This is a genomic window from Leeuwenhoekiella sp. A2 (assembly GCF_047946655.1).
Lineage (GTDB): Bacteria > Bacteroidota > Bacteroidia > Flavobacteriales > Flavobacteriaceae > Leeuwenhoekiella.
The window spans coordinates 2,643,987-2,668,027 of the sequence record NZ_CP172311.1 but is presented as its reverse complement, the minus strand read 5'-3'; the positions used below and the strand labels follow the sequence as shown (position 1 = coordinate 2,668,027).

Sequence of the window (24,041 nt, the reverse complement as noted above, 5' to 3'; positions counted from 1 at the left end):
GCAGAGGCATTTTTTATTTGATCAATAATTTTGAAATAAACTCTTTACCTGCAGAAGCAACTTTTACAAAGTACAAGCCGCTTTGCAAATCACTTACCTCAACATCTATTTTTTTATTGGTGGGCGTTAACTGATTGCGTTTTAAAACCTTCCCTGCAAGATCAAAAACCTCATATTTTAGGGGTAAAATCGATGTAGTTTTTAGATTAATTATGAAATTATTTACGGCAGGATTTGGGTAAATAGTAATATCATTTACCTGAAAATCATCTGTTGCTAAAACAGTCGCTCTTGTATTGCTAACAGCCTCCCCGCTTAATGTATTATCTACAGAATTACCGGTTACTTTAAACCAGATCTCTGCACCATTCTCAACTGAAGCTGAGCTATCTTCCCATAAGTAGCTTGTAGATGTAATGCCCGTTGCGATTGTATTAAAAGTCACCTGATCATCTGTGCTGTACTCGAGATCATAAGTGAGCGGGCGCCCATCATCAGGGTTTGTGACTTCCCAGGTAATTGCGGTACTACTGTCCCAGCTATCTGTTGACGGACTTGTAACATTGAGTTCAGGATTTGTATAGTGATGTAATAATTCGGCAAAGCCTTCGCCTGTGACGGCTACACCGTTTACAGTTCCCGTAATTGTGGTTGTGCCTTCATAAAAGCGAATAGGCAAAGAAACTTCGGCATTGTGTTGCAAAGTGATTATTGTAATATCTACATTGTCTGTAGTAGATGTAAGTCGCCACTTTTGAGCGTAGCACCGCGCATCATCATCTGTAAATTTGTATTCTAATCTTTCGAGATGAAAATCGCTTATTGTGTACTGTGTATTCTCGTCTTTGTAAACGGCCATAAACTTATATTTTAAACCCTCTGGTATTTCGCCCTGAGCGGTAAATAAATTCCACAAATTAATATCCATACCGTTTGAGAGATTTATGCTCATCCATTCATAATCTTCACTATTGTAAGGATTAAAACTTCCGTATTGCCGGTCTATCCATGAAGTTCCTGTAACATTCTCTGTGATTCCGTTTAAAGTTATAGAACCGTTTACTTGGTTTTTTGTCTGGGAATAGTAATACGTGTAATTAGAACCACCGCCTTGCTCAAAAAAGCCATCGTCCTCAAGAATAAGTGGGTCTTTAAGCGCTGCATAATCAAGAGTGAGATTACCTGATGAACTTGTAGCATTTATAGAATACTCAAAAGGAATAAGATCGCTGCCATCTTTTTTTGTTACCCAACTGTCGTTGCCACCTAAAAAGATATTTGCTCCTATTTCTAAATGGTCTGTCGCCAGCGTATTGTAATTGACCAGTGATGTTTGTGGATAAAATGCACCGGTGTCATCATTACTGAAGTTTAAAATGCGAAACCCATCAAACCCACTTTGTGGATAGTAAAAGTAGGTGAGCATATAACTGTAGTGATTGCCCGTAGTCTCCCCTACAACATGACCTGTGGTATACCACCATTCTATAGGTTCTGTAGTGTGGTGCCCTTCATCAACAGGAAAAGAAATAAGACTTTCGGCTGACGGTAAAAATGGATAGATCTTCCAGTCCTGCGCACGAACTGGTGCGCACAAAAGCGCAAGAGCCAGAAATGGCAATACGTATTTTAATTTCATGTTGAGAGAGTTATGATTTGTTGGTCAAAAACCGGTAAAAAAGGTCAAAAATCGACCTAATTAGCCTAGTTTTCAATCAAATATAACATTCTCCTGACTGGGATTGAATTAAATACCGGAAATTTTACTTTTGAAAAAACAATTTAGACTTTTTCAATTTTTAAAGCTTTGAGATAAACCTCTTCGTACATAGGTACAATAGCATCTATATCAAATTTACGTGCTTCTGCTCTGGCTTGCTTTTTAAACCGGGCAAGTGTATCATCATCCTGAAGAATACTTATAGCATTTGCTGCCATACCTTCAAGATCACCTATCTCATTAAGATAGCCAGAAACACCTTCTACATTTACTTCGCCTAAACCTCCCGCGTTAGAAGAAACTACAGGAACACCGGCAGCCATCGCTTCTAGAGCTGCAAGACCAAAACTTTCTGCCTGAGAAGGAAGCAGGAACAGATCTGAAAAGCATAGAATCTTATCAATCTCGTTACTATTACCCAGAAATACTACTTTTTTAGAGATTCCTAATTCCTCACACAGCTGTTCTGCAGGAGCTCTTTCTGGGCCCTCGCCTACCATTATAAGTTTGGCAGGTACATGTTGCTGTATCTTATGAAAAACCTTTACAACATCTGGTATACGTTTAACTTCTCTAAAGTTACTTATATGCGTTACGATACGTTCATTTTCAGTCGCCATAAGATCACGCTGGCAATCTGTGAATTCTGAATGAATATGGCTAAAATCAATAAAGTTAGGTATAACCTTGATTTTCTTTTTAATATCAAACAAACGCAGGGTATCCTTTTTAAGGCTCGCAGAAACCGATGTTACCACATTGCTTTTGTTTATACTAAAAGTTACCGCTGGTTTATAAAAGGGATGATTACCTACAAGAGTAATATCTGTGCCGTGAAGTGTTGTAACCATGGGTACATTTATACCTTCCTGCTTTAGCATTTTTTGCGCCATATAACCTGCATATGCGTGTGGTATAGCATAATGTACATGAAGCACATCTATATGATATGCTCTTATGATATTTACCAATTTACTTGAAAGAGCAAGCTCATATGGCTGATAATGAAAGAGTGGATAATCTGGTACATTTACCTCATGAAAAAAAATCTTCTCATTGAGAAGATCAAGCCTTACTGGCTGCTTGTAGGTGATAAAATGTACCTCATGGCCGCGCTTAGAAAGAGCGATACCAAGTTCTGTGGCTACAACCCCACTACCACCAAAGGTGGGATAACAAACTATAGCAATCTTCATTATGCAAAAGTACTAATTAACTATGGCTTCCTGTATAGCCTCTTGTATTATAGTGCGCAGGTTAGAAGTGATCAACTTTCTATTATCTGCAGTAGGAAAAGTGCGGTTAGACAGGAATACATACACAATTTCAGATTCAGGATCTGCCCAGGCTAAAGTGCCGGTAAAACCTGAATGCCCAAAACTACTATCTGAAACACAACCACATGTAGGCCCTACTGTTCCTAATTGCGGTTTATCAAAACCTACACCGCGACGCACATTTTCTTTACAATAATAGCAGGTATTAAAACTATCCATCGTTTCTTTTGAGAAGAATCGTTTGCCGCCGTAATAACCATTTTGCAGATACATTTGCATCAATTTTGCAACATCATTAGCATTGCTAAAAAGACCGGCGTGACCACCAATATTGTTTTCCATAGCCGCTCCCATGTCATGTACATATCCCTGTATTTGCTGCATACGGTAATAGGTATCATTTTCTGTGGGGACGATATCATCTTTTGCAAATTTAGTAAGCGGCAAATATCCCGTATGATCTGCACCTATTTTGCTGTAAAAATGTGCCTGAGATAACTCATCCAGATTTTTACCGTAATAGTCTTCAAGATATTTTTTGAACAAATAATAAGAAAGGTCACTGTACTTATAACCTTTATGCGGTCTTAAGTCTGAATCTGCGATTATTTTAACGATGCTATCCTGATAATCTGAGCGTAGATAAACTTCATCTGCTACTTTTATATCAAAATCATCTGAAGGTGCCTTACGGTAATATTTTTCTGAGATCTGTCCCGTGGCACTATCCAGAGTATGAATGTAGAAAGGAATCCAGGCTTTAAGTCTTCCGTAATGAGACAATACTTCTTTTACCGTAATATTGGTCTTATTTGTATTTTTTAATTCCGGAATTATGTTTCCCAGTTTATCATTTAAATGAAGGGTTCCTTCATCTTTTAATTCCATCAACAGTGGTAATGTCGCTAATATCTTGGTCATACTCGCCAGATCATAAACATCTGTAAGAGCTACTTTCTGTTTTTTAGTATATGTATGAAAACCAAATGCTTTCTCATAAATCACTTTTCCATGGCGCGCAACAAGAACTTGTGCCCCGGGAAACATCACACCGTTTAATCCTACTTTGACCAAAGAATCTATTTTCTCCAGCTTTTTAGAATCCATTCCTTCTTCTTCAGGAATACCATATTTTAACCTGCGCAGTGTTCCCGTTTCATAACTAGTACCCACCGGAAAATCGGTACCTAGGGAAACCGGCGATTTACCCGACGCGCCTATTGCCCCAAAAATAAGCTGAGCGCTCATTTCCTGTACTATATTGCTGTTTTGATAAGACAGTACAATGCTCTCTATATTATCATTTGCAGGCAGATCTAGCAAAGCATAAGGTCGTACAAATAAATCCAAAACAACCTGATTATCTTCTGCTATGCCATTTATCCACTCAATATCTTTTGCTGTGAGTTTGTATGATTTCCACGGGGTAGCGTTTGATCTGTGAAAACCAATGATCACATAATTATAAGCTCGTAGATCTTCTAGCAATTGAGGTAATGTAGGTGCACTAACTTTAGCAACTTTTGCGTAGCGTGTCATCTGGTGATAAAATGCTTCACCACTATCATCACCTAATTCTACATAAGCTATTTTTTTATCGTCAAGATCTTTTACAGGAAGAACCGCCTCTTTGTTGCGCAATACTGTAAGAGCATCACCTATTGCTTCTCTGTAAATAGCTTCATCTTGTGGGGTATTTAGGTCTGAAACGAGGTTTTTAAGCTCTACAGGCTGATATTTATTAAGCCCCACCTTATATTTGGCATAGAGAATTTTCTTAACTGATCGTGCTAATCTGTCTTCAGAAATCTCTCCTTTATTATACGCTTCTTCTATTTTCTGAATTGCCTTTGGTATGTTTTCGCTAATAAGCAAAATATCATTTCCGGCCTTAAAAGCAGCAAGATCTATATCACCCGGCTGCTGAAAATTAGAAGCACCTTTCATATTGAGTGCATCTGTAAAGATGAGTCCTTTAAAATCAAGACTATCTCGTAAAATATCATTTACAACTTTTTTAGAAATGGAAGTGGGGTATCCCGGTCTGCTCTCAAGCACAGGCACATCAAGATGCGCGATCATAACACTTGCAATACCGGCATCTATTACCCTTTTATACGGGAACATCTCAATGCTGTCAAGTCTTTTTCGTGTAAACGGTAATGTGGGTAATGTTTTATGTGAATCCTGATCTGTGTCACCGTGACCCGGAAAATGCTTAGCACTTCCCAAAACGCCGGTTCCCTGCATTCCTTTTAAAAACGCTACTGCTTTCTGGGTTACATTCTCACGATCTTCACCAAAAGAACGGTTACCAATTATAGGATTATTTGGGTTTACATTGATATCTACATCTGGCGCAAAATTGATATGAACGCCTAATCTTTTACAATGAAAACCTATTTGCCTGCCTACTTCCTCTACAACTTTGTTGTCTTTAATGGCGCCCAAAGTCATATTCCACGGGAAAGCAAATGTAGAGTCTAGTCTCATAGAAAGACCCCATTCTGCATCCATACCTACCATTAGAGGAATTTTACTAATGGCCTGAAATTCATTATTGAGTTTTGCCTGTCTTACAGGACCACCTTTAGAGAAAATCACACCGCCTATATGTTGATTTCTAATAAGCGATTTTATGGCATCTGTCTTCGATTTAGGATCGCTCGAGAAAACATCGATCATAAACAACTGACCAATTTTTTCCTGAAGCGTCATCTTGTTATAGATACTATCAACCCAAACTCGTTGATCTGTAATATCTTTAGCAAGCAGCGGATTCATCTCCTGCGCAAATCCTGTAATTGTATATGTAATTAATAGAACGAAGGCAAACTTCTTCAGCATAAACTATTTTATTTAAAGAAACGGCTATGCCAGCTTTCTATTGCGGGCACCTCCCAATGTTCCTGATATTCTCCTTTTGTATTTATTAAATTATTAAAGACAATGGTGTTCTTACCTACCGCACCGTCTTTTGCCATCTTTTTAAACTCTAGAAGTGGTTTATAGTGCACTCTGTCATTTTGAATGTAAGTAACATTCATCTTATCAAGTAGTTCTGTATTAAACTCCTGCTCGAGTTGCTGTATAAAGCGCACCTGACTGTCTATAGAACAACCGCTGGCTGCGTTCTGCTCCTGGTCAAGACCTATAGCAATAAAACGATCGTATTTTATATCTGCGGCGGCATGTAGATTTGCGCCGTGGGCTGTCCATTGCTCAAGAAAGGTGTCTAATTTCGCTTTAAGCGAAACCAACTCATCTTCAGTAAATTTTCGGCTGCTTTGGTAGATCCACAAACGAGCTGAATCTGGAAGTTTGTCAAAAGAAATAAGCATACATTTAATTTGTCACAAATATACAGCAACACATCATTAAGCGCACTTACTTAACCATTGATTAAGAAGAAGAACTAAAAATCGGTCAAAAATGCCTATAAATCGGCCGCAGAGGCTATCATTTCGGCGACATCCATCACAGCAACGTTGTCTTCCTGCTCTTTGTTTTTAACGCCATCTGTCATCATCGTATTACAGAAAGGACAACCGGCAGCAATAACCTCAGGCTTGATCTCAAGAGCCTCTTCTGTACGCTCTATATTTACATCTTTATTACCTGGCTCGGGCTCTTTGAACATTTGTGCGCCACCAGCACCACAACAAAAACCTTTAGCCTTACAGCGTTTCATCTCTATAAGTTCTACCTCCAGCTTTCGTAACAAATCACGGGGAGCTTCATACACATTATTGGCTCTTCCTAAATAGCAGGGATCGTGAAAGGTAATGCGCTTACCTTTAAACTTACCACCTTCTATACTTAAGTGGCCTTCTTCTACGAGTGCTTTTAAGAATTGGGTGTGGTGCATAACTTCGTAGTTACCGCCCAATCCCGGATATTCATTCTTTATTGTATTAAAGCAATGCGGGCAGGCAGTTACGATCTTCTTAACCTCATAGCCGTTAAGAACTTCAATATTAGTAACAGCCTGCATCTGGAAGAGAAACTCATTACCTGCACGTTTTGCAGGATCACCAGTACAACTCTCTTCTGTACCCAGAACAGCAAATTCTACATTGGCCTTATTAAGCAACCGTACAAAAGCTTTAGTTATCTTTTTTGCACGATCATCAAAACTGCCGGCGCAACCCACCCAAAACAATACTTCTGGTGATTTGCCCTGCGCCATAAATTCTGCCATTGTAGGCACTTTAAGTGCTTCTGCCATTCAAATATTTTTAAATTCTTTCGGGGTTTGATTATGCCTTGACCTATCTTAAAATAAGATGGATAAATTACCCAATTATCTGCTCAAGTAAGGCTAAAATCAGAATTTAGTCTTTAAATACCTCGATCGTAACATCCTTTTCTACAAGGTCTGTAAACTTACCTTTGTAGCGTGTTGCGCGTACAAGATGGTTATCTATCCAGTGGTAGTTACCTCCTCTTGGTTTACCCATTAGAAGACTGTGATATTTGAAATTATTTTTCTCTAACCACTCTTCTGTCACAGCGCGATGCTCTTCTGTACGTGAAGTAAAAAAGCAAATAATATGACCTTCATCATACCACTTGTTTAATGTTTCTAACGCATCAGGAAACGGTTCACAAGTAGCCATACGCTCTGGCTCTTCATTAGGCACATCTTCTGTGATTGTACCATCAATATCAATTAGATAGTTTTTAATACCCGGAGGCAAAACCGGACTTACATGCTCACCATCTTTCACTTTTTCACTTAGCATTTTATCTACTTCTTCCTTTTTCATTACTTCTGGTTGTTGTGTTGTATTATACTGTCTATTAACTTTCTTTTATCCAATTAGCCCTGTCCATCTGGTTAAAGGGCCAAGGTGCAGCGTTGTTCTCAATATTAGACATTGCATTATTTAAGTCTGTGGGTGCAGCGCTCTGCTCCATTACAAGATAACGTCTCATATCCATTATAATTGATAAAGGGCTAATATTTACAGGACAAACTTCTACGCAGGCATTACATGTTGTACATGCCCAAAGCTCTTCTCTTGTAATATAATCATCAAGTAATTGCTTACCATCATCTTTAAATTCGCCTTTATTTTTATCAATATTAGCTCCTATTTCTTCTATTCTGTCACGCGTATCCATCATGATCTTGCGCGGTGACAATTTCTTGCCGGTTTGATTTGCGGGACACTCACTTGTACAGCGCCCGCACTCTGTGCAGGTGTATGCGTTTAACAATTGTACCCAACTTAAATCCGTAGCATCACTTGCTCCAAATTTTTCTGGTTCTCCCTCATCTTCTGCCGGTGCTGCATAAGGATCTGCATCGGGATCCATCATGAGCATAACTTCATCTGTAACAGCCTGCAAGTTATCAAATTTTCCTAAAGGACTAAGTTTTGCAAAGTAGGTATTAGGAAACGCAAGCAGAATATGTAAATGTTTTGAATAGTATAAATAATTCAGGAAGAAAAATATACCGAGTATATGTAACCACCATGCACTTCTTTCTATCGTTACTAAAGTATTAGTAGAAGTCGCATCAAAAACAGAAGTTATAAACTGGCTAACAGGAAAAGCACCTACTGCGCCTTCCGCGGAAGCATAATGTTCTACCCCTCTTTCCTGCAACTGTTGATCTGCAGCATTCATGGTTAGAAAAAGTACCATGAGCACAACTTCAAAATAAAGAATAAGATTAGCATCTAGTTTTGGCCAGCCTTTAAGATCTGAATGCCAAAACCTTTTTATCCTAACTATATTTCTTCGTATCCAAAAGAGAATAACACCTACCAGAACAAGAAGAGCAAATATCTCGAAAGTAGCTATAAGAAAATCGTAAAAACCACCCAGGAAGCTGAAGATTCTGTGTGTACCAAATATGCCATCTATGATTATTTCCAGCACCTCAATATTAATGATCACGAAACCTAAATAAACCAGAACGTGAATAATGCCTGAGACAGGTCTTTTTACCATTTTATATTGCCCTAAAGCAATCTTTGCCATATTCTTCCATCGCAATGGCTTATTATCACTGCGATCTTCATCACGCCCAAGTTTAATATTGCGAATAAGTTTTCTAACATTAAACGCAAAGAAACCGCCAGCGGCTATAAAAGCAAGGAGAAAAAGAATATTAGGTAGGTAATGCATTTTTTCTATTTGAGAGAATCTTTTGGTTCTTCATATCCTCCCGGATTCTTCCCGAATACAGAAAAATGCACATAGCGTTTAGGATTAAGTTTAATATCCTGAAGCAATTCTTCCATCTGTTTTGTGGCTCTCTCAAGATTGACATACATCTGGTCATCGTTGATCAATTTACCAGCCGTACCCTCACCACGATCAAGTTTTGAAGAAATACTTTCAAAATCTGCAACTACTTTATCCAGATTGTCAACTACACGTTTAAACTCAACCTGAGATAGCGTATCGCTAATTTTGTTAAAATTAGTTGTGATCTCATCCAGATTTGTAAACGTACGATTAAGCTTATTGCTATTCTCAGATAACAGACCGTTAAGTGATTGAGAAGCATTTTTAAAAGCTACAGAAGTAGCGCTAATATTTGCGATTGCAACACGCAGATTTTCTCTTGTGTCTTTATCAAGAACATCGTTAACAGCCGTGAGCACAGAATCTGTATCACGTATTACCGCTTCAACCTTTTTCTGTAAAGGCGTAAGTCTATCATTTACAAGTTCAAAAATACCTTCATCTATCTGGCCGGTTAACGTATCGCCAGATTTAGCCATATTTCCCTTTTCATATACGGGTAAGATAGCCAGAGATTTTCCGCCTATAAGTCCGCCACCATATATTTGAGCGATACTGCTACTTGAGAATTGAAAATCGTCTTTAACATTAAAGGTTACCAGTAGGCGACCTGTGTTATCCAGAAAATCAATATCTGTAATTTTACCTACTTCAAAACCATTTATTGTAACATTAGAAGAAGGTGCAAGACCTTCTACATTATCGTACACAGCATAAAATGTGCGATCGTTATCTAATAAGTTTTGACCTTTTAAGAAGCTATACCCAAAAATAAGCAGGGCAATCGCAACAACGGCAAGCAAGCCCGTTTTAACCTCTCTTGATACCTTCAAAGCAATTTATTTAGGATTGGAAACAAATTTAGGAATTAATTTCTTTTAGTCTTCCCGACTTAATTTTAATTTAGGATATCCTTAACCGGTGTTTTTACCCCATTCTTAAAGGAAACTATATAGGCAGAGGTGTAACCCCTACTTTTTGCCTCCTCAAGTTTATTTTTTATTTCGCTATAATTAGGAGTAGAACCATAGTAATATTTATAAAGCTTACCCTCTTTAGCGCTACTTATACTATTAAGACCCTTAAAATTGTACGACTTTGTTGCTACATTTTTACTGCTTGCGGCAATTTGCACTTTAAACAGAACGTCTTTATATATAACATCATCTACTTCTACCGCCGGGACAATATCTGTTATGCCCAGAAAGTCATTAGAATCTACATTCTTCTTATAATCTTCAATAGCATTTGCAATTGCTCCTGCAATATCTGCCTGTCCCTTTTTACTATTTAGATACTTCCCTTCCTGATTGTTTGTGATAAAACCAGTCTCAACAAGTACACTAGGCATAACGGTTTGATGCAATACAATAAAACCTGCCTGCTTTACACTTCTGTCTTTTCTATTAAGCTTCTGTCTAAAATTATCCTGAATTAAACTTGCCAGCTGAATGCTTTGATCCAGATATTCTTCCTGCATTAAGGTAAGCCCAATAACAGATTCTGGCGAATTTATATCATATTGCGAGTACTTGTCCTTATAGTTATCTTCCAGAAAAATCACTTCATTCTCTGCCTTAGCAACTTCAAAATTGGTTTTATTCCTGTGAAGACCTAAAACATATGTTTCTGCACCAGATGCTTGTGAAGTATGAGCATTACAATGAATCGACACAAAAAGATCTGCTTTTGCCTTATTAGCTATCTCGCCACGCTTGAAGAGATCTACAAAAACGTCAGTCTTACGTGTATAGACTACTTTGATATCTTTTTCTCTCTCTAGTTCTTCTCCCACTTCTAAGGCTATTTTTAAAGCTATTTCTTTTTCTTTATAACCAGCTTTAGAAGGTTTACCGGGATCATGACCGCCATGGCCGGCATCTAGCACAACAATAAATTTATCGTTATCAGCATTTTGCGAATAAACTGTAGAATTAAGTGCAAGACTTAATAAGAGTATTAATACTATATTCAATATATTTTTCGTTCTCATATTTGGGTAACGCCAATTACAGGTATCATATTTTGTAAGCCTATTTTGATTACCTTTTTGAATTGCTTCCAAAAAATAGGTGTAATTTTGGCGTTTCTAATTAGTGACCTTTACTTTTACAAAAATAGTATTAATCGCATTGCAAACAAACTATCTAACAGTTCTGCTATCAATAATCGTTAGCCTGATTTGTTCGCTTCACGTTCTCGCACAGGATATTCCCAACAATGATGCCAGAACCATTACTCCTATTGACACTATCGCTTCTCCTAATGCGCTCACAATTCTCACTCAGGGCGAGCTAAAAGAAGGTATTACCATACAGGACACCGTTAAGAATGATACTATTGTAGGGCCACGGGAAACCCTAACAGATATTGTAAGCTACAGCGCTACAGATTACGCACGTTATGACAGGCGTACTCAAAAACTATTTCTTTACAATGAAGCGCAGGTAAATTATACAGATATAGAAATAACCGCAGGCGAAATTATTGTAGATAACAATACTAATACAGTTTTCGCCAAAGGAATTCTTGATACAACCGGCACTTATAACCAACCTCCTGTTTTTGTGCAAGGAGCAAATACAGTAGAACCAGATAGTATTAAATTCAACTTTAAAACACAAAAGGCACTTATATATGGTTCTAATACGCAACAGCAGGAATTTTATATAAAAAATCAGGTTAGCAAGCGCGTAAACGATTCGGTTGTATTTATGCAAAATGTGCGTTTTACAACGAGTAGCAATACTGAAGATCCAGAATATTATTTCTACGCAAGAAAGGTGAAATTCGTTCCGGGTAAAAAAATTGTGACCGGACTGGTAAATATGTTTATAGCAGATGTACCCACACCTTTAGGAGTTCCGTTTGCATATTTCCCTATGGAAAAAGAAACCAGTGTATCAGGTTTTATCTTGCCATCACCTGGTGAATCTAACGAGCGCGGATATTTCCTTCAAAATGGGGGATATTACTTCGCTTTAAGCGATTATTTTGATCTAACATTACAAGGTGATTATTATACAAACGGAAGCTACGGTTTGCGTGGAAGTACCAGCTATAGAAAGAGGTATAAATTTAATGGTAATATAAACGTGCGTTTTGAACGCTTGCTAACAAGTGAGCGTGGGCTGCCAGATTTTACTGAAGCTAACAATTACAACATACAGTGGTCGCATAGTCAGGATTCTAAATCAAGCCCCAATTCCAGATTTTCTGCTTCTGTTAACTTAGGGAGCAGTGATTTCTTCAGGCAGTCTGTGAATAGTAATAACATTGCAAACCGAATACAGAATAACTTTAGTTCTTCGGTCTCCTATTCAAAAACGTTTCAAACCGTACCACAGGTTAACCTTTCGCTTACAGCGACACACCAACAAAATTCGCAGACCAAAGTCATTAATATGACTTTGCCTACCGCACAACTAAGCGTTGACAGAATCTACCCTTTTGCCCCTAAAAACGGTACAAAGAAGGGAATAATCCAGAACATAAACCTTAACTACACCATGCGCGGTGAGAATAGGTTTGAAACTACAGATGAAGACTTTTTTACGGCTCAGATGTTCCGTGATGCAGAAATGGGAATTAGACATACCATACCTATAACCACTAACTTTAAATTGCTTAAAAATTTAAGTGTCTCTGCAAGTTCTAATTATCAGGAATCGTGGGTTTTTGAAACCTTGAAACCGCATTATGATCAAACCACTAATGCTACAGTTAATGACACTATTAACGGTTTTGACTCGTTTAGAACGTATAATGTTAGCGCCAGTGTAGGTACAACTCTTTACGGGGTATTCAATTTTGGCGCAGATAAGAAAATTCAAAAAATAAGACACGTTATAAAACCGTCTATATCATATAGCTACAACCCAGCTTTTGATCAATATTACGACACTTATTTAGCGCCGGAACTCAACAATCCTGATGGGCCTTTAACCCGTGAAATTGAATATTCGCGTTTTGACGGTGGTTTCTTTGGTGCGCCTAGTAATTTTAAATCAAGTGGTATAGGTATTAGCATAAATAACACTTTAGAAGCCAAAGTTAGGGATAAGGATAGCACGGCAACAGAACCTAAGAACATAACGCTGCTTAATAACTTTGCTATATCTACCAACTATAATTTTACTGCAGATAGCCTTAAATTAAGCCCAATATCTGTGCGTGGGTCGATACCTATATTACAAGAAAAATTAAGTATCAACTTCAACATGACGCTTGATCCTTATGCCCTAAACAATAACAACCGTCGTATTGACAAACTCAATATAGCTAATGGCGGTAGTCTTTTTAGACTTACTAATGCCAGTGCTAATTTTGGATACTCATTCTCTAGTAAAAACTTTAACAAGAAAACCGAAAATGATGATCCACTGGAAAATCAAACCTATAGAAATGGTGGGCGACCAGACAACCTTTTTGGTAAGGACATAGATGATATTAATGGCGAGTTTTATGAAGATGAAACCGGTCAGGATAAAGAAGATGATGTACCTCAGGAATTCTATAATTACTCGCTCCCCTGGAATTTACGTGTAAATTACAATGTGAATTATGGCAATAGTGGCAGGCAGAATAGTATTACATCTCATGCTGTGAACTTTAGTGGTGATGTAGAATTAGGCGAGCGGTGGTTTGTGGGAGTTTCATCTGGTTTAGATTTTACTAACCTTAGATTTACCCCTACTCAATTACGTTTTAGACGTGACCTGGAGAGTTTTAATATGACATTTAGCTGGACGCCATTTGGCACATATAGCTCCTGGAACTTCTTTATTGGTATTTCCAGCAGCGTGCTTAAAGATCTTAAATACGAGAAACGCAGATCTCCTGATCAACGTTTGTAAGTTTGCAATAACTAATTTAGCTTTCGCGAAAGCCAAAAAACTAACCATAACAAAATCACATTATGAAAAAAATCATATCTACACCTAATGCTCCTGCACCCATAGGACCTTATAATCAGGCCGTACTGGCAGGTGAAACTTTATTTATTAGTGGGCAAATACCACTTGATCCTTCTACCGGCGAACTCGTTAGCGGCGATATCGCCGAAGAAAGTAAAATGGTTATGAAGAATCTTGAAGCTATACTTACGGCCGCAGAGATGACTTTTGAAAACGTCGTAAAATCGTCTATTTTTTTGAGTGATATGAACGATTTTAGTGCTGTAAATGCCGTTTATGGCACTTACTTTAATGAAGAAACCGCTCCTGCAAGAGAAACGGTTCAAGTGGCAAATCTGCCAAAATTTGTAAATGTTGAAATTTCAATGATCGCAGTAAAATAACTGCTTAGATCATTATATAATTCTTATGATAAGCTACAAGGCCTTCTATAGGCCTTTTTAGTATTTTACCAATATTCAGGTCGTACTCTTTTAAAAGAGATTTTAATTCTTCCTGCAGGTAAAAAGCAATAGAACCTACAAAATGAACAGGCACTTCATGCGCTTGTTTAAACTGAAGGATCTGGTGTTCTATGAAAAGCTTTAGACCTTTTCTTATAAGTTTTTGGCAATATTCATGCTCTTTATTTGTGATTAAAAATCGGGCAAATTGAGCTAAATATGTGTTGGGATTAGGTTTTTTATAAAGATGGTTCTTAATTGTCTCTGCAGTAAGATCAAATTGCTTTGCAAATTCATAAGCAAGATCCTGCGGAATCTTATTGAAATGAAAATCTCTCAATAGCTGGCGACCATAATAATTACCACTGGCATCATCCATAAGAATGTAGCCTAATGAGGTTACCTTTTGCTCTATCTGCTCACCGTCATAAAAACTGCAGTTAGACCCTGTACCAATGATACAAACAATACCAGGCTCTCCCTTTTTAGTAGTAGCAAAAAGCGCTGCATAGGTATCTTCTTTAATATCTATTAATTCTGCTTTATCAAAAAAGTCTTTAAAAACATCTTTTATAAGTTGTTTTGGCTTTTCTGTACCACAACCTGCGCCATAAAAATAAACGTGAGTTGCCTCATGTCTGTGCTTATAAAGCTCGTAATTGTTAATAATACGCTCATTTAATATTTCTGCTGAAAGTACCTGCGGATTTAAACCTAAGGTTTGAGTTTGGAAGATCTGGTCTCCATCTTCACTCATAGCTATCCAGTCTGTCTTAGTCGACCCACTATCTACTACTAAAATCATAATTGAAATGTTTTATTTAGAAAACAACCCTTTTCAATTGTTATGAAAAGGGTTTATAAGCCTTGTAAACTACTATTATTATAGTTCGTTTACATATTCAGCAAGATCAACAAGCTTGTTTGAGTAACCAAACTCATTGTCATACCAAGATACGATCTTGAAGAATTTAGAATTTAATTCTATACCAGCACCTGCATCAAATATACTTGTACGTGCATCACCTATGAAATCCTGAGAAACAACATCTTCTTCAGTATAACCTAGAACACCTTTCATTTCGCCTTCAGAAGCCGCTTTAAAGGTCTTTTTAATATCCTCGTAGCTAGTTTCTTTCTCTAATCTTACTGTTAAATCTACCACAGAAACATCTGCTGTAGGAACACGGAAAGCCATACCGGTTAATTTACCTTTAAGTGCAGGTATAACTTTAGTTACAGCAACCGCTGCACCAGTACTTGCAGGTATAATGTTCAACATTGCTGAACGACCACCTCTCCAGTCTTTTTTAGAAGGACCATCTACTGTCATTTGTGTTGCAGTAGTTGCATGTACAGTTGTCATTAGAGCTTCTTCAATACCATAAGCATCGTTAAGAACTTTTGCTAAAGGAGCAAGACAGTTTGTTGTACAAGAAGCGTTAGATACTATATTTTGATCTGCTGTAACATCTTTATGGTTTACACCCATTACAAACATAGGTACATCTTTAGAAGGAGCCGAAATAACTACTTTCTTTGCGCCTGCCTGTAAGTGATAATCTGCAGTTTCCATAGAAGTGAAGATACCTGTACATTCTGCAACAACATCTGCACCTACTTCATCCCACTTTAAGTTTTTAGGATCACGTTCTGCTGTGATACGTACTGTTTTACCGTCAACGACAAGGTTGCCGTCTTTTACCTCTACAGTCCCGTCAAAGTGACCGTGTACAGAGTCATACTTTAGTAAATATGCAAGGTGTTCAACATCTAGTAAATCATTAATTGCAACTACATCAACATTATCACGTTTTACTGTAGCTCTAAAAACGATTCGTCCTATACGTCCAAAACCATTTATTCCTAATTTTAAATTTGCCATTTTCTATTTCTGTTAAATTATTATATAAATTATGTGGTCATAATTTCAGACACACGTATTAATTCCTTACTTATTTTAGATCCGCCTTTTATAGCTTTCTCTATGGGATAAAGTACCATCTCATCATGTTGAGTACCTACCATATAATTACTATGACCCTCAAGTAATGACTCTACAGCTTTTACACCCATTCTACTCGCCAGAACCCTGTCATAACATGAAGGTGAACCACCTCTTTGCATGTGACCCAGTACTGCAACACGTACATCATAACCTTCAAGATTATTATCTACATAATCTTTAAGTTCAAAAACATTTTTACCTGTTTTATCACCTTCGGCTACAAGAACTATACTTGAAGTTTTACCACTGCGTTTGCTATGATCTAGAGAATCAAGAAGACGTTCAAGACCCATATTAGCTTCAGGTATAAGAATCTCTTCTGCACCTGCACCTACACCGGCATTTAAAGCAATATGACCTACATCACGGCCCATAACCTCGACAAAGAAAAGTCTGTTATGAGAACTTGCTGTATCTCTAATTTTATCTATCGCTTCTACCGTAGTATTAAGAGCAGTATCATAACCTATTGTGCGATCTGTACCGCTAATATCATTATCTATAGTGCCCGGAATACCAATTACAGGGAAGCCATATTCCTGATTAAAAACAAGACCGCCGGTAAATGTCCCGTCACCTCCTATTAAAACCAAGGCATCTATACCTGCATTAGTCAGATTATCATGCGCTTTCTTACGCCCTTCAGGAGTTTTAAATTCCATAGAACGGGCAGACTTAAGAATTGTACCGCCACGATTAATAATATCTCTTACGCTACGGGCATTCATTACCTCAAAAGAACCATCTATTAGTCCTTCATAACCGCGATAAATACCTACGCATTCTACTTCATGATATGCACATGTACGAACCACAGATCTAACTGCAGCATTCATTCCTGGAGAATCACCACCGGAGGTCATAACTCCGATTTTTTTAATTTTTTTATTCATTTAGTATCAAATAAAGGATAAAAATATGAATTGATAAGCACTTTTCGGATTGATTCTAGACGAATTTGGAGCTTTTCATAATTTCAATCGTTTTCGTTAACAACTATTTTTTTTAAGCGTCAAAATTTAACGATTTGATAAGCAGAAAACCTCTTTTTGATAGATTGAAAATATGTAGTGGGTATAATTATGAAATCGATATTTCTACCCAATTTGGCTATTTGTATTCCGGGACACCATTATAAGGTATTTCTGAGTCTGGAGGTATTATTTTTATCTCCTCTTCTACCTCGCGCGCTTTGCCTTTGAAAATCTGATGAATAAGTTCTTTAAATGTGTTGAAATCTACAGAATATGTCAATCCTGTACCCTGCGTGTAGCCCTCATAATCACCACCTATAAATTGAATATCGTTTTGCCTGTTAAAAATAGTCGCTCGTAGCGTTCCTTCTTCATTTAATAAAAAGTTAACCTCTACATCACCTACAACTGCAGATTCACTTACACCACCTACAGGAACCCCCACTTTACCGTTTATAATCACACGGTTAGAAATTTGGGTAGAAAGTGTAAAACCAAAACGCCCTGATGTCTGCAGATCTGGACGGCGATCTCCTTGCACATAATCAAGACCTACGGTAAATTTGCTGTCATCGTCTGACAGGATATCGTTAAAGATACCAGAAGCTGTCTCAATAAGATTACCTGCTACAACAGCTTGCCCGTCAAGCGCGGTCTGGCTGTAGAATGAGCCCTGAGTTACCAGAGAGAAAGCCTGTAATTCACGTATCGAGCGATCATCTAATCTGTATGCCAATTCTGAAGTTACAATTGAGCTTGTATTAGGAAAATCAAAGTCAAAAGTTATATCTGGTTGTAATAGTTCGCCATCGAGATTTATGATCACATTTACCGGAATTTTGCGGTTAATTGACGGGTTTTCAAGCAAAATAGACGGGTTTGCCTGCGCTCTGTATACAGCGCTAATATCAAGAAGGGCTTTTTCTGGGCTGCCATCCCAGCTTATTTTTCCTTCGGGCATGATGTCAAATTGCTTTTGCACCACACCACTATATTTGAAGTTATAAGTCCCCTCGTACGGCGTAAAATCACCAAACATATTGAACTTTCCGTTTGTGTTTATTTGAATCAGGAGATACCCGGCACCTCGCCCTCGTAATGTACTGCCATTAACTTCGTCGACCACGATCTCAACTTCTGCATCACGAGTAACCTCAAGATCAAAATTGAGTTCCAGACCCTTTATATCCTTAACTATGATTTCTTCGCCGCCTAATCTCGCCTGCTTCTCTTCCGGACTTAAAAAGTAAATGGCGCTGCTGTCACCAAAAGATTCTGTATCGCTAAGCGGAATTTTAAATGTAGTTCCTTTCTCAGTTGTCGCCGTAACATCTATGACCAGTTCATCAGATGGTCCTGCAATTGTCGCATCACCACTTATAAAAGCTGTACCATAATACAGAGAAAATTCATCTTCTTGTGTATCTAAAACTAACAGCCTGTCTGTAGTCACACCCAGATCTAAATCCCAATTTGAAAACGCTTCATGCGAAATAGTACCAGTTAATTGACCTTCTGTTTTATATTTAACGTCTCGCAACTGCACATCATTAAACCTGAATTGCTGTTTATTTAATGTGACTCTGGCAGTGCCCTGAAAATCATAATCTGTATTTAGATAAGGTATTTTAATGCCAGCCTGCCGCAGTAATAATTCCCCATTTATATCGGGATTTTTGTAGTCTCCGGTGACCGTGGCTCTTCCGCTTGCTAAACCTCTAATATTGCTTATCACTTCACCACCCAGCGGACTAAATGCAGACAAATCAAGCTTGCGCAGCTGCACGTCCATATTAATAGCGGGATTATTGTTACTTACATTTATATCTCCTTTCGCGCTAAGCGATTCAAAACCATCATTAACAAGTTTTGTGTCAATATCATAACTTGTTAGCGTCTCATTACCTTCTATAGACAGATTAAGATTACCCAACAAGGTTTCATTTATACTAAATTGATCTATTGTTATTTTACTGTCAGGATAAAAGGCGCCGTCCTGCTGCAATAAATTGAGACCGCCATTTACAACACCAGATAGTTTTAAACTATCTATATAAGGCGTGATATGAGAAAGGCGAACGCTATTAAAGTTTGCTTTGAGATCTTTATAAGTAGAATCTTTAAGTTGCCCCATAAGGCTTATACGTTCCTGATCGTGAGACAGAATAAGCTCTTCAATATCTACATCCTGAAAATTGTTGTCAAAAACTATCCTGTTCTTATTATTGTCGTCTGCGTTGAGATACCACTGGTTGTCTTTAAACTTTATACCTGATTTTCTAAAACCTACTACAGAATTGTTATTTTCATTTATGGTATGGTAGAAACTAAGATCAAATCTGTCTTCTTCTTTATTACCTCCTTTAAATTCTGAACGCATAAAAAGCGTATCCTTTAGCGTAACATTAATTAGACTAAAGTCTGAAATACCATAAAGACCACTACCTATACTGTCTGCCTCGATATATGTATTAAAAAGCGGATTTTTATTATCCACGCGCACGTTTATAGCTTCGGCCAGAAAGCCAAATGCCTGGATTTTAGGAGACCTAAAGGTAAGTTTAAAATCAGAATCATCTGAAACTACACTTCCTCTTAAATAAGTATTGGGTTCAATTTTAATTTCAGGAACAAAAACCTCAACGATCTTGCTGTTTATCTGCAAATCAAAATCCATGAACTGATTACTCGTTATCGTTTCAGGCTCGTAATTTGCATATAGACTACCGATCGCATTTTTAAAAAGAGGAACAACATTCTCTATTTTAAAATTTCCCGATACCTCACCAGAAATAATATCAGGCGAATTAATATCTATAGTTCTTATGTTGTCATTAAAGAATGAAGTAATTCTAAAATCATCAAACGTATAGAGATCGTTCTCATTTTGAAAACTCGCATTGCTAAACTGAATACTGCCTGCGGCATCATCAATATTAGTGCCTTGCATATCCATAACCACGCGTCCTTTTAAAACAGCTAATGAATCTTTTAAAAAGTTTAATTTAGAGAAATCTACATAATCAATATCTGCTGTAAAATCGTAATTATTGATGGCGGCAGTAACATCTATAAGACCATTAAAATTAAGTCTTGCATTAGGATCATCTATTTGTAGTTGACCATCAAACAAAGGGTTTTGCAAATTCCCAGATACTGTTATGTTTTGATATGTATAACCGTTATAATTTGCCCTGCTTATCCTTCCGCGCACGCGTGTATTTAGTGTTTCCGGAGTAAAACCTTCACCGCTTACATTGAGATTAAACGAGGTGGCTCCCAATTTATTCACACCTAATAAACGGCCAATCAAGAATTTGTTTACCCGTATATCACCTACATAAGTAGCATTATCAATATCCTGAGTATTTTGAAGTTCAATATCAGTCTCAGCATACCCCAGAGCTGAATTTATATTTGATTTTACATATACAGAATTCTGAGTAATTATGGTATTGCCTTTTAAATTAACTACGCCCAGACGCACAAATTCTTTGGGTAAAGAATTGCCTAATATATTTGGTAAAAACCCGGTAAGATCAAAAAAATTGGTTTGTAACTGGCTAAAATCGCCTGTAATGGTGAAATTTTGGTCCTCACTCAATAAATCGACGAAATTAAAATCGCCTGTGATTTTGCTATTTCCTAATCCTTCTAAATCTAAATCAGCTAAAGCGAAATCATTGAGCGTGCCTTGCATATGCGTTTTTAACTGAACAGTTTTGTCTGCTCCAAACTCCTCATAAAATGGCTGAAGATCTGATGTGGAAATTAAAGATTCAGTAAGATCAAGATCAAAAACTACTTTATTATTAAAGTCTGAAAATGCATCATTAGAACTATCTAAAGAAATACTTCCTGTAAATTGAGAATTTACAGATTTCAGGATCATATTCTTAAGCACAATTTCATCAGGATCGTAATGAAAATCTGCTACCAGACCTCTCAATTTATAACCGCGTTTAGCATCAAATTGCAAATCATTCATCCTTGCCGATACAATATCACCATTGAGATTAAAATCATCTGCGTTTAGCGTAAGATTTTTAAAATCGGCAGCATCCGGATTTTCCAGATTTTCATCCTGAAATTTAAAATGGCTGTTTGTAAGCAGAATATTGCTTGAAGTGAGTTTAAAAGGTTCACCAGGAGGCTGATTGCCACTATTAAACTTTTTAGAGAAAATATAGAGGTTATCATTATCCTCTCCCTTGTATTTTTTAATGTAGAACTTGCCATGGTCAATGGCAACATCTCCTAAATTCATAGTTCCATTAATAAGCTGTCTAATGCTCAACAAACTCGTTTCTAAGTTTTGAGCATATATTAGTGTATCCTCATGATGGTCTGCAATATAGACTTGCTTAAGATCTACATAACCATTGTATTTAATTCTAACCTGATCTACAGATATTGAAGTTCTGTATTTTTTATTTAGAGAATTAGTAACCTTTTTAGCTATGAAGGTTTGCACCCCTGGAATGGAAAAAAATATTACAAGCAGGACAAAAAATCCTATTAATCCCAATAGGATTCTGCGTGATATTTTAGAGAATTTTTTGATAAGCTTTTAAGTTTTAACTTTGCCCCACTTGTGCTGTAAAAGTACATTAACAAATGCTATGCCTCTTGTTTATGCAAAAAAAAAACATCTACATTCTTGCTATAGAATCTTCTTGTGATGATACGGCTGCCGCTGTACTTCACAACGATAATACCCTTGCAAATGTTGTTGCCGGTCAGGAAGTTCATAAACAATATGGAGGCGTTGTGCCAGAGCTGGCTTCACGTGCTCACCAGCAAAATATTGTACCTGTTGTGCATCAGGCTTTACAACAGGCAGGAATTAAAAAAGAACAGCTAGATGCTATCGCTTTTACAAGTGGTCCCGGTTTAATGGGTTCATTACTTGTGGGCACTTCTTTTGCAAAATCACTGGCGATGGGTTTAAATATCCCGCTTATTGATGTAAATCACATGCAGGCTCATATTCTCGCACATTTTATTACAGAAGAAGGTCACGACAAACCTACTTTTCCTTTTCTCGCATTAACCATCTCCGGTGGGCATACACAAATTGTACGTGTTGATGATTATTTTAAAATGACTGTACTTGGGCAAACACTAGATGATGCGGTGGGAGAAGCTTTTGATAAGAGTGCTAAGATACTTGGTTTACCCTATCCTGGTGGACCACTTGTAGACAAATACGCTCAGGAAGGAAATCCTAAAGCCTATCCATTTACAAAACCAAAAGTGAGCGGATTAGATTTTAGCTTTAGTGGTTTAAAGACTGCTATTCTTTATTTCTACCAAAAAGAGATACAGAAAGATCCTGAATTTGTAGAGAAAAACTTAAAAGATATTTGCGCTTCCATTCAATACACAATTATCGAAATAATTTTAGACAAATTAAAAAAAGCAGTTAAACAAACCGGGATCAAACAAATAGCTATAGGCGGTGGAGTTTCCGCTAACAGCGGGATACGGAATGCGCTTAAAAAAGCAGAAAATAAATGGGGCTGGAAAACTTATGTTCCCAAATTTGAATACACTACAGATAATGCTGCCATGATTGGTATCGTAGGCTACTTAAAATATATACAGCCAGATTTTAAAGCAGCGCATTATGAAGAGAATAATGTTACAGCAAAAGCGCGTTTAAAGATATAGATATGCAATTATTTTACAACCCGGAAATTGCACCTACAGCAACAGAAATCATTCTGCCAAAGGATGAAAGCAAGCATATCATAAAAGTTCTGCGCAAGAAAACAGGAGATATTCTCGATCTCACTAACGGAAAGGGTCAATTTTTTAAAGCTGAAATCACTGACGCTAGTCCGTCGCGATGTGGAGCAAAAATTTTAGAGGTTATTGTAGAAAAGCCTTTACCATACAAATTGCATATGGCTGTGGCACCTACAAAACTTAATGATCGTTATGAGTGGTTTCTTGAGAAAGCTACAGAAATAGGTATTACAGAAATCACTCCTATAATTTGTGATCATAGCGAGCGCAAAGTCATAAAAGAAGATCGTTATGAACGTATCATTCAAAGTGCGATGAAACAATCTTTAAAAGCACACATTCCTCAACTTAACCCTCCAGTTTCCTTAAAAGAATTTATCCTTCAGCAGCATGATACAGATGCTCAAAAATTTATCGCGCATTGTGAAGAAACCAGAAAAGTGTCTTTAAAAAATACTATTTCTTCTAGCGAAATTATCATTTTAATAGGCCCGGAAGGCGATTTCTCTACTTCTGAGATCGATTTTTCGTTAAAAAATAATTACACACCTGTAACTTTAGGTAATAGTCGCTTACGCATCGAGACTGCTGCAGTTGCTGCTTGTCACACAATAGCACTTCATTTTGAATAGGGACTGTAAGATGTTAAGGTTCCTTAAAAATTTTTCATAAGCAACGGGTTTTTTAT

Annotated in this window: 17 protein-coding genes; 4 read left to right on the top strand and 13 right to left on the bottom strand. The window is 37.3% G+C overall.

The window, feature by feature from the left end; genetic code table 11:
• Positions 1-13: 13 nt before the first annotated feature.
• From ACH3PA_RS11835 to ACH3PA_RS11795, 9 genes are all read right to left on the bottom strand, one after another.
• Positions 14-1,639 carry a lipocalin-like domain-containing protein gene (locus tag ACH3PA_RS11835; protein ID WP_416443965.1) on the bottom strand — a complete coding sequence of 542 codons (1,626 nt, stop codon included), beginning with the start codon at positions 1,637-1,639 and terminating at the stop codon, positions 14-16.
• A gap of 143 nt (positions 1,640-1,782) precedes the next feature.
• Positions 1,783-2,916 (bottom strand): N-acetyl-alpha-D-glucosaminyl L-malate synthase BshA, encoded by a 1,134-nt coding sequence (gene bshA, locus ACH3PA_RS11830; protein WP_416443967.1) that lies wholly within the window; start codon positions 2,914-2,916, stop codon positions 1,783-1,785.
• 12 nt (positions 2,917-2,928) lie between these two features.
• Positions 2,929-5,844 (bottom strand): glycoside hydrolase family 3 N-terminal domain-containing protein, encoded by a 2,916-nt coding sequence (locus tag ACH3PA_RS11825; RefSeq protein WP_416443969.1) that lies wholly within the window; start codon positions 5,842-5,844, stop codon positions 2,929-2,931.
• Positions 5,845-5,852: 8 nt separating this feature from the next.
• Positions 5,853-6,338 (bottom strand): ABC transporter ATPase, encoded by a 486-nt coding sequence (locus tag ACH3PA_RS11820; protein WP_416443971.1) that lies wholly within the window; start codon positions 6,336-6,338, stop codon positions 5,853-5,855.
• A 95-nt stretch (positions 6,339-6,433) separates the two neighbouring features.
• On the bottom strand, positions 6,434-7,225 hold the full coding sequence (locus ACH3PA_RS11815) for a (Fe-S)-binding protein (RefSeq protein WP_416443973.1): 792 nt from the start codon (positions 7,223-7,225) through the stop codon (positions 6,434-6,436).
• 106 nt (positions 7,226-7,331) lie between these two features.
• A complete protein-coding gene (locus ACH3PA_RS11810; RefSeq protein ID WP_416443975.1) occupies positions 7,332-7,766 on the bottom strand; it encodes a phosphoheptose isomerase in 435 nt (144 codons plus the stop codon).
• Between the two features lie 34 nt (positions 7,767-7,800).
• Positions 7,801-9,138, bottom strand: coding sequence for a 4Fe-4S dicluster domain-containing protein (locus ACH3PA_RS11805; RefSeq protein WP_416443977.1), 1,338 nt, complete (start codon positions 9,136-9,138; stop codon positions 7,801-7,803).
• Between the two features lie 5 nt (positions 9,139-9,143).
• A complete protein-coding gene (locus ACH3PA_RS11800; protein WP_416443979.1) occupies positions 9,144-10,094 on the bottom strand; it encodes an MlaD family protein in 951 nt (316 codons plus the stop codon).
• Positions 10,095-10,159: 65 nt separating this feature from the next.
• Positions 10,160-11,254, bottom strand: coding sequence for an N-acetylmuramoyl-L-alanine amidase family protein (locus tag ACH3PA_RS11795; RefSeq protein WP_416443981.1), 1,095 nt, complete (start codon positions 11,252-11,254; stop codon positions 10,160-10,162).
• A 139-nt stretch (positions 11,255-11,393) separates the two neighbouring features.
• Here ACH3PA_RS11795 and ACH3PA_RS11790 point away from each other — a divergent pair, with 139 nt between their 5' ends.
• On the top strand, positions 11,394-14,117 hold the full coding sequence (locus ACH3PA_RS11790) for a putative LPS assembly protein LptD (RefSeq protein ID WP_416448185.1): 2,724 nt from the start codon (positions 11,394-11,396) through the stop codon (positions 14,115-14,117).
• Between the two features lie 62 nt (positions 14,118-14,179).
• Positions 14,180-14,560: a RidA family protein gene (locus tag ACH3PA_RS11785; protein ID WP_416443985.1), complete on the top strand. Its 381-nt coding sequence runs from the start codon at positions 14,180-14,182 to the stop codon at positions 14,558-14,560.
• A gap of 4 nt (positions 14,561-14,564) precedes the next feature.
• Here ACH3PA_RS11785 and ACH3PA_RS11780 read toward each other — a convergent pair whose 3' ends face one another.
• The 4 genes from ACH3PA_RS11780 to ACH3PA_RS11765 form a co-directional block, all read right to left on the bottom strand.
• Positions 14,565-15,425, bottom strand: coding sequence for an N-acetylglucosamine kinase (locus ACH3PA_RS11780; protein ID WP_416443987.1), 861 nt, complete (start codon positions 15,423-15,425; stop codon positions 14,565-14,567).
• A 78-nt stretch (positions 15,426-15,503) separates the two neighbouring features.
• The gene (gene gap, locus ACH3PA_RS11775; protein ID WP_416443989.1) at positions 15,504-16,505 is read right to left on the bottom strand and encodes a type I glyceraldehyde-3-phosphate dehydrogenase; all 1,002 of its coding nucleotides are present in this window, start codon (positions 16,503-16,505) and stop codon (positions 15,504-15,506) included.
• 29 nt (positions 16,506-16,534) lie between these two features.
• The gene (gene pfkA, locus ACH3PA_RS11770) at positions 16,535-17,521 is read right to left on the bottom strand and encodes a 6-phosphofructokinase (RefSeq protein ID WP_416443991.1); all 987 of its coding nucleotides are present in this window, start codon (positions 17,519-17,521) and stop codon (positions 16,535-16,537) included.
• Positions 17,522-17,738: 217 nt separating this feature from the next.
• Positions 17,739-22,076, bottom strand: coding sequence for a translocation/assembly module TamB domain-containing protein (locus ACH3PA_RS11765; protein ID WP_416443993.1), 4,338 nt, complete (start codon positions 22,074-22,076; stop codon positions 17,739-17,741).
• A 161-nt stretch (positions 22,077-22,237) separates the two neighbouring features.
• Here ACH3PA_RS11765 and tsaD point away from each other — a divergent pair, with 161 nt between their 5' ends.
• Both tsaD and ACH3PA_RS11755 read left to right on the top strand, forming a co-directional pair.
• Positions 22,238-23,275 carry a tRNA (adenosine(37)-N6)-threonylcarbamoyltransferase complex transferase subunit TsaD gene (gene tsaD, locus ACH3PA_RS11760; protein WP_416443996.1) on the top strand — a complete coding sequence of 346 codons (1,038 nt, stop codon included), beginning with the start codon at positions 22,238-22,240 and terminating at the stop codon, positions 23,273-23,275.
• Between the two features lie 2 nt (positions 23,276-23,277).
• Positions 23,278-23,985, top strand: a complete 708-nt coding sequence (locus ACH3PA_RS11755) for a 16S rRNA (uracil(1498)-N(3))-methyltransferase (RefSeq protein ID WP_416443998.1) — start codon at positions 23,278-23,280, stop codon at positions 23,983-23,985.
• Positions 23,986-24,041 lie beyond the last annotated feature (56 nt).